The sequence below is a fragment of the Loktanella gaetbuli genome (genome assembly GCF_020531945.1).
Taxonomy (GTDB): domain Bacteria; phylum Pseudomonadota; class Alphaproteobacteria; order Rhodobacterales; family Rhodobacteraceae; genus Loktanella; species Loktanella gaetbuli.
Map to the genome: position 1 here is coordinate 100,539 of NZ_JAJATZ010000008.1, position 13,028 is coordinate 113,566.

At 58.0% G+C, this 13,028-nt stretch carries 10 protein-coding genes and 3 pseudogenes; 7 read left to right on the forward strand and 6 right to left on the reverse strand.

The features are described 5' to 3' along the window. Nucleotides 1-19: 19 nt before the first annotated feature. Nucleotides 20-859 carry a LacI family DNA-binding transcriptional regulator gene (locus tag LGQ03_RS14675; protein ID WP_264195044.1) on the reverse strand — a complete coding sequence of 280 codons (840 nt, stop codon included), beginning with the start codon at nucleotides 857-859 and terminating at the stop codon, nucleotides 20-22. Between the two features lie 57 nt (nucleotides 860-916). After that, nucleotides 917-1,057: pseudogene (locus LGQ03_RS16810) on the reverse strand (LacI family DNA-binding transcriptional regulator); the annotation flags it as partial. 169 nt (nucleotides 1,058-1,226) lie between these two features. On the opposite strand from LGQ03_RS16810, the gene LGQ03_RS14680 reads away from it, so the two are divergent. Both LGQ03_RS14680 and LGQ03_RS14685 read left to right on the forward strand, forming a co-directional pair. Beyond that, on the forward strand, nucleotides 1,227-2,117 hold the full coding sequence (locus tag LGQ03_RS14680) for a PfkB family carbohydrate kinase (protein ID WP_226749007.1): 891 nt from the start codon (nucleotides 1,227-1,229) through the stop codon (nucleotides 2,115-2,117). A gap of 134 nt (nucleotides 2,118-2,251) precedes the next feature. Further along, nucleotides 2,252-3,322 (forward strand): annotated as a pseudogene (locus LGQ03_RS14685) (DDE-type integrase/transposase/recombinase). Nucleotides 3,323-3,388: 66 nt separating this feature from the next. On the opposite strand, the gene LGQ03_RS14690 reads toward LGQ03_RS14685, so the two are convergent. Further along, nucleotides 3,389-4,306, reverse strand: coding sequence for an AraC family transcriptional regulator (locus tag LGQ03_RS14690; protein ID WP_226749008.1), 918 nt, complete (start codon nucleotides 4,304-4,306; stop codon nucleotides 3,389-3,391). A 106-nt stretch (nucleotides 4,307-4,412) separates the two neighbouring features. Between LGQ03_RS14690 and LGQ03_RS14695 the strand changes: the two genes are divergently transcribed. Next, nucleotides 4,413-5,303, forward strand: coding sequence for an NAD(P)H-binding protein (locus LGQ03_RS14695; protein ID WP_226749009.1), 891 nt, complete (start codon nucleotides 4,413-4,415; stop codon nucleotides 5,301-5,303). A gap of 158 nt (nucleotides 5,304-5,461) precedes the next feature. On the opposite strand, the gene LGQ03_RS14700 is transcribed toward LGQ03_RS14695, so the two are convergent. Further along, nucleotides 5,462-5,869: a RidA family protein gene (locus tag LGQ03_RS14700; protein WP_226749010.1), complete on the reverse strand. Its 408-nt coding sequence runs from the start codon at nucleotides 5,867-5,869 to the stop codon at nucleotides 5,462-5,464. Nucleotides 5,870-5,972: 103 nt separating this feature from the next. On the opposite strand from LGQ03_RS14700, the gene LGQ03_RS14705 reads away from it, so the two are divergent. Together LGQ03_RS14705 and LGQ03_RS14710 are read left to right on the forward strand one after the other, a co-directional pair. Continuing rightward, a complete protein-coding gene (locus LGQ03_RS14705; protein ID WP_226749011.1) occupies nucleotides 5,973-6,893 on the forward strand; it encodes a LysR family transcriptional regulator in 921 nt (306 codons plus the stop codon). 357 nt (nucleotides 6,894-7,250) lie between these two features. Continuing rightward, nucleotides 7,251-7,400 (forward strand): annotated as a pseudogene (locus LGQ03_RS14710) (integrase); the annotation flags it as partial. Nucleotides 7,401-7,627: 227 nt separating this feature from the next. Here the strand turns inward: LGQ03_RS14710 and LGQ03_RS14715 are convergent. Both LGQ03_RS14715 and LGQ03_RS14720 read right to left on the reverse strand, forming a co-directional pair. After that, nucleotides 7,628-8,866, reverse strand: a complete 1,239-nt coding sequence (locus LGQ03_RS14715; RefSeq protein WP_226749012.1) for an L-rhamnose isomerase — start codon at nucleotides 8,864-8,866, stop codon at nucleotides 7,628-7,630. A 21-nt stretch (nucleotides 8,867-8,887) separates the two neighbouring features. Continuing rightward, nucleotides 8,888-10,990, reverse strand: a complete 2,103-nt coding sequence (locus LGQ03_RS14720; RefSeq protein WP_226749013.1) for a bifunctional rhamnulose-1-phosphate aldolase/short-chain dehydrogenase — start codon at nucleotides 10,988-10,990, stop codon at nucleotides 8,888-8,890. Nucleotides 10,991-11,177: 187 nt separating this feature from the next. On the opposite strand from LGQ03_RS14720, the gene LGQ03_RS14725 reads away from it, so the two are divergent. Beyond that, entirely contained in the window at nucleotides 11,178-11,990 is an 813-nt protein-coding gene (locus tag LGQ03_RS14725; RefSeq protein ID WP_226749014.1) for a DeoR/GlpR family DNA-binding transcription regulator, read from the forward strand. Nucleotides 11,991-12,015: 25 nt separating this feature from the next. Next, nucleotides 12,016-13,011 (forward strand): rhamnose ABC transporter substrate-binding protein, encoded by a 996-nt coding sequence (rhaS, locus tag LGQ03_RS14730; RefSeq protein WP_226749015.1) that lies wholly within the window; start codon nucleotides 12,016-12,018, stop codon nucleotides 13,009-13,011. Nucleotides 13,012-13,028 lie beyond the last annotated feature (17 nt).

Below are 13,028 nucleotides of genomic sequence, written 5' to 3' on the forward strand. Positions count from 1 at the left end.
GTTCAAGCTGTTTTTGTGCTTAGGTTTCGGTTCGTTTCTTGTTATTGGCCGGTGTCGAAACCGAACGGCGTTCGATCAAATTTACCGGCAGACGTTCTGTCAGCGCCTTGAAACCTGGTTGACCCCAAGAGTCGCTGAACAGGATTTCAACGGCGCGCGCGCCAAGCTGCTCGACGGGCTGACAAACCGCCGTGATCGCTGGCGCAAAAAGATGCAAAGATCGCGCGTCGTCGAAGCTGATGAGGGAAAAGTCTTCAGGCACGCGGATGCTCCGCGCCCGAAAGACCTCCAGAATTCCGACTGTCAGCTCGTCAGACCCCGAAAAGATGGCTGTTTCTTGATCGGCATCGCGCAGAAATGTTTCGGCAAGCACACGGCCCGAGGTTGGAGAATGGTCTCCGACGAACAGGGTCGGCTCGACGGACTGGGTGCCGTCCTGAGCCAATCCGCGGCGCAGGCCTGCCAGCCGCATCTGCGTGCTGTGCAGATCGAGCCCGCCGCCGAAATAGGCGACGTGGCGATGACCCGCAGCCTTCAGATGCTGCCCTGCCAGAACGCCACCGAGTTCGTTGTCGCACAGCACCCGCGGGATCTTTCCATCGGGCACGTCTTCGTCAAGGATGACGGCTCTCGCAAAGTCATTCAGTGCCCGCGCGACTTGCGCTTCGGGTGCGCGGTTGGTGATAAAGATTACGCCATCCACCTGGTTCTGGGCTGCACGTCGCAACGCCGCCATTTCGCGATCTCTTTTGTTGAAAGTCGCGTGAAGGAGCACCATGGAGCCGTGTTTTTCGGCAGCCCCTTCGATGGCCGCGGCCAGTTTTGCGAAAAACGGGTTCGCGATATCCGGCAGGATCAATGCGATCGAATCCGACCGCCCGAGGCTCAGGCGCCGGGCATGGGGGTTCGGGTGGTACTGAAGCTTGCACACGGCCGCGTCGATCCGGGCGCGCGTCGCATCCGGCAGGTCCAGTGATCCGTTTAGGTGGCGGGAAACAGTCGCCGTCGAAACGCCTGCCTCCTTCGCAACATCCTTGAGACTGGTCCGTAATTTCATGCGTCACTCTTCTTTAATCAGGTCGGCGAAGCGTAAGTTAAGCGGTTTAGTAAACCCATTAACAATTGCCTTTTTTGATTCTGTCAACCATTCTTGCGGGAAAGAATTGTAGTGGTAGCCGGCGTTGCCTGAAAATTAATCAGCTTCGCCGGTAAGAAAGCAGAGGGCGATGAAAGTTTTTGTAGTCGGAAACATAGCGTTGGATCAGACGCTGGCAGTGGACCGGATGCCGCTTGAAGGCGAATCGATTTTTGGGAGCAACATCTCCACCGATCTCGGCGGCAAGGGCACGAACCAAGCGATCGTCCTGGCGCGTTGCGGTATCACAACCATTCTGATCGCGGCAATCGGAGCCGATGCCCAAAGCCGGCAAATGCGTGATCGCTTATCCAGAGAGCCAGTCACGGCACGGCTGATCGAGAGGTCAAACATCTCGGGCGATACAACTATCGTACTTAAGGATGCCCACGGTGGAAACGTCAACATCACGACTGTCGACTGCGCGCGCAGTCTCGAAATCGACGACGTCAGACCGCTGATGGAAGATGCCGAACCGGGCGATCTGGTGGTCCTTCAGGGAAACCTGACCGTGGCGGCAACTGCGGACATAATGCGAGAGGCGCGCGCAAGGCAGTTGCGGCTTGCCCTGAACCCTTCGCCGCTTTCTCCAGGCATAGTGCCCCATATGAAAGGTCTGGATGCCATATTTCTCAACGAACACGAGGCGGAGGAGATTACGGGTCTGCGCACGCAGGCGGCGGTTCGCTATCTGCAGGACCTCAACATCGATGTCGTCGTTTTGACACTGGGTGCCTCCGGGGCACTTCTTGGCAGCAAAGACGGCGTGATTTCTGTCCCTGCGCAAAAGGTCAGCGTCGCGGATAGCACAGGTGCAGGTGACACATTCCAAAGCGTCGCTATCGGGAGTGCCTTGCGGAGAAAGGCATGGATCGATAGCGACGCGCTGTCAAAAGCAGCTAAGGCGTCGGCCATCACCGTGTCGCGCTTCGGGACGGCCGCCGCATTTCCATCGGCCGCGGAACTGGAGGGACTTCTTTGAGCCGGGCACGTTGACCCCAAGGTCGCCTTCGTAGATGGGCGGATTCCGGACATTCGCTGCGCCCATGATGAAACTAGGTGTTTGATCCCACGGTTTGATGGTGCGATCCTTTTTCAGGCGTGAAAGGAAGCACTATGGGACAAGTTCGTCACGGGAGCGCCACGACCACGTACGCCGTCAGAGCTGTAATATAGCGATCGCAAGCTTCGCTCGCGCAGCTAAGCAAGGAATTGGGTATCAACCCCAAGACAGTTACGAAGTGGCGCAAGCGTGCGACGGTCGAGGACTTGAAGACCGGGCCAAAAGAGCCGCGCTCGACCGTTCTCACTGTAGCTGAGGAGGCAATGATCGTCGCTTTCCGGCGCCACACGCTGCTACCGCTTGATGACTGTCTCTATGCCCTTCAGCCCTCGATACCGCACCTGACACGTTCAGCGCTGCATCGGTGTCTGCAGCGACATGGGGTTTCTCGCTTACCAAATGTCGAAGGCGACAATCCAAAGTGGCAGAAGTTCAAGCGATACCGCATCGGGTTCTTCCATATCGAAATCGCCGAGGTTCAAACGGTGGAAGGGCAAGCTATTTCTCTTCTTAGGCATCGACCGGACTAGCAGGTTTGCGGTCATGCAGCTGGTGGATAAGGCTGATCGCAAGACAGCATGGGAGTTCCTCGAGCACCTGCTGGAGTCCGTTCCCTACCGTATCCATATGATCCTGACGGACAACGGGATCCAGTTCGCCGAGCAACCCCGCAACCGCAATAACGCAGTATCCAGGCAAATGCGGTTCGACATGATCTGCGAGGCAAATGAGATTGAGCATAGGTTCACAAAGCCCAACAACCCGTGGAGTTTCGAGGATGAGAAAACAGTCCGGGGGACTGTTTTCTCGAGGGACGGCCAAATCGAACGAACCAACCGGACGAAAAAGGATGCTACCGTCGAACGATACCATCACGACAGCCACGACCAGCTGCGCACACACCTCGCAGACTTCATCTTGCGTCGGGGACGACAGTCCACTGGACTGTCGTCTGACCCCTCCTCACCTACAATTTTTCTCGCAGACTGAAGACCCTCAGCGGGCTCACGCCCTACGAATACATCTGCAAAATCTGGACATCAAAGCCAGACAGATTCATCATCGATCCGATCCACCAAATGCCGGGACTAAACACGAAAAAGCCCGTAGCGTTTTTTGAATAGGTCGAACTGCAGATGTGTGCTGCTGCTGATAGGCCTCGAACCGAGCGAGCCTTTCAACGCGACCAACTACAAGGGCCCCGTTTTGGGTGCCCGCCGGTATTGTCGCGGTGTCTGGCCTGTTACACGCTTAAAGGCGGCGACGAAGGCGCTCACCGATGCGTATCCGACGTCCCTCCCGATCTGCGCAACCGGCTGAGCGCCCCGGGTGAGCTGATCCGCAGCGAGACACATCCGCCATTCGGTAAGGTAAGCCATAGGCGTTACGCCCACCGTCTGCGCAAAGCGCGTGGCGAAGGCGGTGCGCGACAGACCAGCGTGGGCACCAAGTTCGGATACGCTCCAGTCCCGCGCCGGATCGTCGTGAAGCGCGCCTATTGCAATACATAACTGACGATCGGCAAGCGCCGCGAGCCAACCCGTCCCTGGCACGGCGGGCTTGGCGAGATGGTGCCGCAAAGCCTGCACGAGGACCAGGTGCGACAGATGCTCAATCGACACCGCTCTGCCGATCCGCGACGTCCGCACTTCTGACGCGATCCCGTCAAGCGCCCATCTCAAGGACGCCTGTTCAGGTCCGGCGCGGATGTGCATTACAGACGGAAGCGTTCGGAGCAGCCTGTCAGCGGGTAGCCCCGCGACCAAAAAGCGGCTGCCAATCATAAAGAAGTCGCCACCGCCGCCCAGCATCGCGGTGCCGCCATGCGAAACCGGGGCATAAATCGTCCCCGCGTCTTTGCCGTGACGGAGACGCTCCGCCGACATAACGAAAGCTCGCCCGTGAGGCAGGATGACGCAATCACCCTCTTCCAGACCGATCGGGTCGCACCCCTCTACAGTAAGCCAACACCGGCCCTTTAGAATTGCATTGCACTTCAGGCCGGCATGACTCTGGAAACGAATTGACCATGCACCGCCTGCATCGAGACCGGCTGCTACGCAATTGTGCGGCTTGAGATGCGATATCACCTGGGAAAGCGGGTCCATTTTAGTCCTTTTGAACGGAGGCGATAGTAATCGGGACGCTACACCATAGAGCGTTCGCCATCAGTTCGTAAATTGGGGGAATATATAACTCAGAAAGGCCTAGACCATGATCCTTGTCACGACCCCTAGCGGGGACATAGGGGCCCGCGTTCTGTCGCGCCTCGCGCAAAGCGTTCTTCCACTTCGCGTCGTCGTTCGCGATCCGGCAAAGATACCGCGCGATTTGATAGGTCGCGTCGACATTATTGAAGGCTCCCACGGCGATCCGTCCGTCATCGCACAAGCTCTCGCGAAGATCGAAAGCGTCTTCTGGCTGCCACCTGGGTCTCCTGCAAGCGCGAGCGCACATGAAGCCTACGTCGACTTCAGCCGCCCCTTCTGTGCGGCACTGGCTAGCTCGCAGGTGCGCCACGTGGTCGGCGTTTCGGCCTTTGGACGTGGTTGGCCGAAATCCGCAGGCCATGTCACCGCAAGCCTGCGCATGGACGACATGATTGCTGAGAGCGGGGTCGCCTATCGCGCGCTTGCCTGTGCGTCTCTGATGGACAACCTCTTGCGCCAGACGGACGTGATCCGTGATGGCGGCGCCTTCTATCAGCCTACCGCCGAGGGACTGGAGCTTCCGCACGTGGCAAAAGCAGATATTGCCGATGTCGCCGCGCACCTCTTGATAAATACCGACTGGTCTGGCGTTGATGCCATTCCGCTGCTCGGGCCGGAAAACCTGTCGTTTGCGGAAATGGCGGACGTTATGACGTCCGTTCTGGGCCGCCCCATTCGGTTTCAGGAGATGAGCATGGATGACTTTGGCGGGATGATGCAGGCAGTCGGTGCTTCCGAAGGTATGGCGGCGGCAATGGTAGAAATGTTTACGGCCAAGAATGAGGGTATGGACAACATGGTAGAGCCGCCTTCGCGCGCCAACACGCCCACGACCTTCCGGCAATGGTGCGAAGAAGAGCTGCGTCCTGTCCTCACAAATAGTTTGCCGAAATAGTTTCGAAGCGCGAGGCATTCCTCGAATGACTAGTGCAGAACCGGCCAGCCCCCCGCTGTATGGTCCTGCACCATCTTTTTTGAGTTGCTCCGCGCTTCGGCCAAACCGGTTGAACTCTGCCTACGTCAGGGGGTGCTGGACCTCAGCGTGTGACGGAGTCAATCCGGAACCTGAACGATCATCTCGATCTCGATTTTCAGATCCGGCCCAGCCAGCGCCGCAACACCTATCCCCGTCAGACTGGGCTTTGCCCCGTCAAGAAACCCCATGATAGGCGGCATCGCGATAGCAATGGCGTCATCGTCCAAATGCGTCACGTAAATGCGCATCTGAACGATGTCTTGGGGGCTTGCGCCCACGGCCCTTAACGCTTCGGCAAGGTTCGCGACGACCTGACTCGTCTGCGCGGCAAGCCCGTCCGGCACGGCGGATCCGTCTGCGGTTTGCGCAACCTGACCGGACACAAAGGCCAAGGTGCCCGGATTCACAACCACAATCTGCGAGTAGCCCATACTGCCCGTATTCGGTAGCGTTGCGGGGTTCATTCTTTTCAGTGAGGTCTGCATCGTGTTTGTCCCTTGATTGCACTTGAATATCCGCCGCATATGGCAAAACACTGGCGAATGGATTCCGCATCTGAGGCGAACAAGGTTCGACAATTGGCACGGCATGGCTGACTCGAAAGTAAACGACATCCTTCTGTTCATGTCGGTCGCCGCAGCCGGGAACTTCGCGTCGGCGGGTCGGGCCTTCGGCCTCTCACGCTCGACTGCGGGAAAGGCCGTGACACGGCTGGAGGACAGATACGGTGTCCGCCTTTTGAACCGCACGACTCGCGCCGTCAGCCTGACCGAGGCGGGCCAAAGGTTGTTCGCGCAGGGCGAAGCCATTCAAGCGGCCATTGCCGAAGCCGATGCGTGCCTTGATACTGTCGACGGCATCCCCAAGGGCACGCTGCGGATCACCGCACCGGATGCGCTTGGCCGGCGCATTATTCTTCCTGTCGTTGCGAGATTTCAGAAGACCTGGCCCGACGTCCGATTTGAAATCAGTTTTTCTGACACCGTCAGCCGTATCATTGAGGATGGTTTCGATCTGGCCATTCGGGTCGGCGTAACGACCCCGGATGCCACGCTGATCTCACGAACTTTGATGGTAGAGAAAACCGTCTTGTGCGCGTCGCCCGTATATCTCACGAACCGCGATGCGCCCCGAAACGTCGATCAGCTTAGCAGTCATGACCTTTTGCAATTTTCGAGTGTCGCGAAGCGTCAGGCTTGGTCCCTGCAGGATCCCAGCAGCTTTCCGGGCAATGTGTCGGGTCGCGTGCCTCTGCGCATGGACAGCGCAGAGGGTCTGCGGGCGGCGGCACTCGCAGGGATGGGGATCGCTCTACTGCCCATGGTCCTCGTGAAGGATGACCTGCAAGCAGGACGCCTTTTGCGGGTCTTGCCGGATGTCGACTGTGGGGAGGTGCCGATCATCGCGCTTTATCCGCACAAAAAATTTCTCGAACCGCGCGTGCGGCGTTTCATTGATGCTTTAGTGTCGGACCTTGCGCCCCCAAGTGCCGACGCGGCGCCTCATTGACGCGATCATGCCGGGGCCGCGGTCGTCATGCCGCCCGTGATGCGGCATGACGATGCAGACGCCAGCGGTCACCGGATCTGGCCGTTTTTAGTTTCGCATCACCGAAATTACAGCGCTGCCGACCTGCTGAAGTGCAACGTTGCGCGTCTCGAAATCTGCATCGACGTCGGAGACGAAAATGTTGACGATCCAGGGGGCGCGGCATTCGGGCACGACCACCCCAATGATGCTGCGCGTGTGACTCCCGCTGCCCGACTTGTCCAAGACAAGCCAACCGTCCGGCGCATCGGCGCGCAGCAAGTTACCTGTCACACCACCGATGCTCATCCAGTCCGCGAGTTGATCGCGTGCAGCGCGCGAGAGCGCGTCGCGCAGATATACCAAGAGACCGGCAACCGGCGGGCGGTGCAACTCCTCCTTGGACACACGAAGATGGACAGCACGGTGCATTTCTTGGGAGTCGAGCTGAAAGATGCGCTCGCGATTGCCGATGCGGTGGAAATCTGACCCGAACGGGCCGGCTGTCGCGGCCGACCCATTGCCGACTTTGAGACTGGGTGACAAAGCTGCGGTGCAGCTTAATCGAAGCGGTCGTTCTTGCGTCGTGCAGCATTTTCTAAGGGCCAAGGTCCGGTGTGCGGACTAAGCTGCCGAACGACGATTTATCTCGATTGTCGGCTTCCCGACTCGAAGCCGTCGCTCGAAACCGCCTAACACGTGGCTTTGCAGCATATTCAGCCGCGGCCGGCGATACTGCCTTGGTATCGGTTGAGGTTCGAGACCAGAGATTGGCCTGACGGGACATCCATTCGGTCGCAGAACTCGGTCCAGACGGTTGCGTAGGGCAAGTCTTTGATCTCCTCGGTCACAACCAGACGAGATGTGTAGTCGAGGTTGTTTTCCGCTGACTTCAACCCATCCCACGGGGCCAGTAGCGCGCGCAAAAGTGCTTTTTGCATGTTGCGCGTTCCGATGACCCAAGCTGCGGTCCTGCTGATGGTTGCGTCAAAGAAATCAAGCCCGATATGGGTGCGCCCCAGCAGGTCTGCACTCACCAGTTCTTGCGCCATCTGCAGGATTGCGTCGTCCAACAGGATCACATGGTCACTGTCCCAACGCATGGGGCGGCTGACGTGGAGAAGGATTTTGTCAACCGATAAGGCCACTGAACTCAGTTTGTCAGCGACGTTTTCGGTCGGGTGGAAATGCCCCATGTCGAGGCACAGCAAGGTGCCTTTGCGGATCGCATAGCCCATGTAGAATTCGTGGCTGCCGACAGTGCAGGCCTCTACGCCGATGCCGAACAGTTTGCTTTCGACAGCATCAAGCATTTGCGCCTTATCCTGCGACGCGGCCATCATCGCGTTGAGCGAGTTTTCCAAACGCTGGCGCGGGGCCATACGATCGACGGGCGTGTCTTTATAACCATCTGGCACCCAGATATTGTTGACACATGGACTGCCAAGGGCCGCCCCCATTTGCGCCGCAATATCACGTGACCGTTTGCCGTGCTCGATCCAGAAATCGCGAATACCCTGATCCGGGTGGCTGAGGGTCAGGTTGTCATCTGCCTTTTCATGGGCAAAGAACGTCGGGTTGAAATCAAGGCCAAGCCCCTGATCCTTGGCCCAATCGACCCAAGGTTCGAAGTGGCTGAATTCGATCTCGTCGCGGTCAGGGTTCTGGTCGGTGTCAAGGTAGAAAGCATGCAGGTTCAACCGGTGCTTGCCGGGGATCATTGAGTAGGAGAACTCAAGATCGGCGCGCAGCTCGTCAGGTGTGCGGGCGCGGCCGGGGTGGTTACCCGTGGCTTGAATGCCCCCGCCAGAGTTGCCGGTTTTGGCCTCGAACCCAACAACGTCATCGCCCTGCCAGCAGTGCATCGAAATCGGGATATCGGCCAACCGGTTCAGGGCCGCTTCCGTGTCCACGCCCCAGTCGGCAAAGGCGGCTTTTGCGCTCTCATAACTCATCGTCTGTCCTCCCTGCGCCGCTTATCGCGTGAACGCTTCTTTGTTGCCCGCATCGACGTTGATGATGTTGCCTGTCGATTTGGCCGAAAGATCGGATGCAAGGAAATAGGCAGCCTCTGCGATATCTTCGGGAAGCACGGAACGTTTCAGCATGGAGCGATCGCGATACATCTCTTCCAATCCGTCCTTGTCGGTGCCGTAAGTGCCCGCACGCTGGTCGAGCCATTCACCCTGCCAGATTTTGGACCCCTTCAGCACGGCATCAGGGTTTACGACATTCACCCGCACCCCCATTGGCGCACCCTCAAGGGCCAGACACCGCGCGAGGTGGATCTCAGACGCTTTGGCGGTGCAATAGGCCGACGCATTAGGCGAGGCCGCAAGACCATTCTTGGAAGCCACAAACACAACCGCGCCGCCCATGTCTTGAACCTTGAAGAGCTTGAACGCTTCGCGGCTCACAAGGAAGTAGCCCGTGGAGAGGATCGACATGTTCTTGTTCCACAGATCGAGGCTGGTTTCTTCGATTGGGGCAGAGCTCGCGATGCCTGCGTTGGAGACGAGAATGTCGACACCGCCAAACTCTGCGGCGATATCATCGTAGGCAGATGCGACGGCAGCTTCATCGGTGACGTTCATGTTTACGGTGCGCACAACGTCAGCGGAGTATTTGGTGCTGAGACTCTCAAAGATTTCGGCAAGGGCCGCGTCATCAATATCGGCCAACATCACACAGGCGCCTTCGCACAAGTATCGTTCAGCCGTCGCCGCCCCGATCCCGCCAGCCCCGCCAGTGACCAAAGCCACGCGGCCCGCCATGGATTTCGGCGCGGGCATGCGCTGCAACTTGGCCTCCTCAAGCAGCCAGTATTCGATGTCAAACGCCTCTTGTTCGGGAAGGCCTTGGTATTCAGAAACAGCGTCTGCACCGCGCATCACGTTGATGGCGTTGACGTAGAATTCACCTGAAATGCGGGCTGTCGCCTTATCCTTGGCGAAGGTGATCATGCCGACGCCGGGGATCAGATAGACGACCGCGCTGGGGTCACGAATGGCCGGACTGTCATCGCGTTTACAACGGTCATAATAAGCCTGATAGCCGACGCGGTATTCGGCGATGGCTTCGTCGAGGCCAGCAATCGTGGCGTCTACGTCCGGCTTGGCGGGGTCAAAATCCACCACAAGCGGACAGATTTTGGTGCGCAAAAAGTGGTCGGGGCAAGACGTGCCCAGCGCGGCCAGACGCTCCATATCCTTGGCGTTAACGAATTCCAGCACCGCATCGCTGTCGGTGAAATGGCCTACCATGTGCTGCTGGCCGGATACATATCCGCGAATGGCTGGCATCAGGCGTGCAGCGGTGGCACGGCGGTCCTCGGCGCTCAGGCTGGTGTGAACCGCCCCGCCGAACGCATCTTTGCCGGCGGTTTCCCTGGCAAACCAATCCACCGCCGTTTGGATAACATCTAGCGTCAGCTCATAGCAGTCTTTCGCGTCATCCGCCCAAGTGAACAACCCGTGGCTTTCAAGGACAACGCCCTTGGCATCCGGGTTTTTCTCGCAGAAATCCGACAGCCACAGGCCCAGCTCAAAGCCCGGCTTTTTCCACGGCAACCAGCCGATGCTGTCACCGAATATCTGTTGCGTCAGCGCCTTGCTGTCCTTTGCGGCGGCAATTGCGATGATAGCATCCGGGTGCATGTGATCGACGTGCTTGGCAGGCACATAGGCATGAAGCGGCGTGTCGATCGACGCTGCGCGCGGGTTCAAGTTGAACGTGCAATGGGGGAGGTATGCGACCATCTCGTCCTCGAACTCGACACCGCGATAAAGCCCGCGCAGCGCGTTCAGTTTCTCCATATAGAGCGTTGAGAACCCATCCATTTTGATTGAACCAACGTCCCCGCCCGACCCTTTGACCCACAAAACATCCGTGACGTTCTTGGTCAGCGGGTCCATCTGCGTGACCTTGGCAGATGTATTGCCGCCGCCGTAGTTCGTGATTCTCTTGTCCGACCCAAGCAGGTTGGAGCGATACAGCAACTTCTCCGGCTCGCTCATCTTTCTGGTGTGGGCGTCATCCCATTTGTTTTCAAGACGTTGACTATTTTTGGAAGAGGTCATGTGTGTCTCCGTGGACGACGGGTTAAGACGAATTATTCAGAATCAACGTGACGGCAGGTTGCAGGCGAGTCAATCATTTTCAATCACAAACAATCATGCTGCAGTGCAGAATGATTGAATATGACAAATAGTGATTGACAAACTGTCGCGATTCGCCTCACGTTCAGAGCAATCAAAGGGACATCCCATGCACGAAAACGATCGCCACAGAGTCATCCTATCCGCCGTTCAAGACCGGTCGCTCGTAACCGTTATTGACCTGTGTGCATTGACTGGCGCCTCTGAGGCGACCGTGCGCCGCGACATCAATACGTTGGACGAACAGAAGAAATTGCGCCGCGTCCGTGGCGGCGCCGAGGCCCTGACGACGACGCCGTTCGTTGGCCTTTCGGGCCGTCCATTTTCCATCAACGAGACGATGAACATTGCCGAAAAGCAGGCCATTGCTGCAGCTGCAGTAGAACTTTGCGCGGACGGTGAGCCAATCATCATCAACGGCGGCACGACAACGTTCCAGATGGTTCACCCGCTGGCCTCGCGCCGGATGCAGGTTTTCACCAACTCCTTCCCGATCGCCGAACATCTGCTGAAGAACACCCAAAACACTGTGATGCTGTCTGGCGGAATTATCTACCGCGAACAAAACATAATCCTGTCGCCCTTCGACAATGACGTGACCCGCAATTTCTATGCCAAACGCATGTTCATGGGCGCGCAGGGCATCGGTCCACTGGGCCTGATGGAGGGCGATCCATTGCTGATCCAGGCCGAACAAAAGCTGATCGGCCAAGCCGAGGAACTGATCGTTCTGGTGGACAGCTCCAAATTTGAAAATCGCTCCAGCCTTGTGCTTTGCCCGCTTGAGCGGGTCGACACAATCATCACCGACGACCAGATCGATGACCGCACGGCGGCCATGCTGGAATCGGCGGATGTCACACTGATCGTGGTGCCTTCGGGTGCTGCGCAGAAAGAGGGGGTGGCGCACCTGCCAGCCTGACCGCAACCACTCCAGGGAGGAAACCATGAGTGTACTGAAGAAACTGGCAGCATCTGCTGCAATGGCCGCCGCGATGATCGCCACGCCAGCATTCGCACAAGACGACGTTCGAATCGCCATTGTCGTCAAAGCGCTTGGCATCGGGTTCTTTGAGGCCGCTGCAGAAGGTGCAGAAGAAGCCGCAGAAGAGCTTGGCAATGTGGAGATCATTTATACCGGCCCAACAGACACAACGGCCGAAGGCCAGATCGAAGTCATCAACGCATTGATCGCGCAGCAGGTCGACGCGATTGCGATTTCCGCAAATGACACCGACGCATTGGTTCCCGCCCTTCAACGCGCCATGCAGCGTGGCATCACGGTTATCAGCTGGGATTCCGGCGTGGCCCCCGAAGGGCGCCAATTGCACCTGAACCCGTCCTCCAACCCGCTGATCGGTAACATGATTATCAAGCTGGCTGCCGATCACCTGCCAGACGGCGGCGAAGTGGCCCTGCTTTCGGCCACCACCACCTCCACAAACCAGAACATCTGGATCGAAGAGATGATGGCCGTCATGGGCGACTATCCTGGCATCGACGTGGTTGCGACTGTGTATGGCGACGACCTCGCCGACAAATCCTACCGTGAAGCAACAGGCCTGATGCAGTCCTACCCCGATCTTGATGCGATAATCGCGCCGACGTCCGTTGGTATCGTGGCCGCCGCACAGGCCGTCGTGGATGCTGACAAAGTCGGTCAGGTGAACGTCACGGGTCTTGGTTTGCCGTCCGAAATGGCCGGTGCCATCGAATCCGGTGCGTCTCAGTCCTTCGCGATCTGGAACCCCATAGATCTGGGCTACTCCGCAACGATGCTGGCCTATGAACTGAGCCAGAACGGAGCCGAAGAAGCACCCGGTGCGGAAATCCCAATGGGCCGCATGGGCACGCTGACGCTGGATGAAAATAACGAAGGCGCCATGGCCGATCCGTTTGTTTACGACGCCAGCAACATCGACGATTTTAAGTCGATCTTCTAAGACGTCTCGCCGCTTCG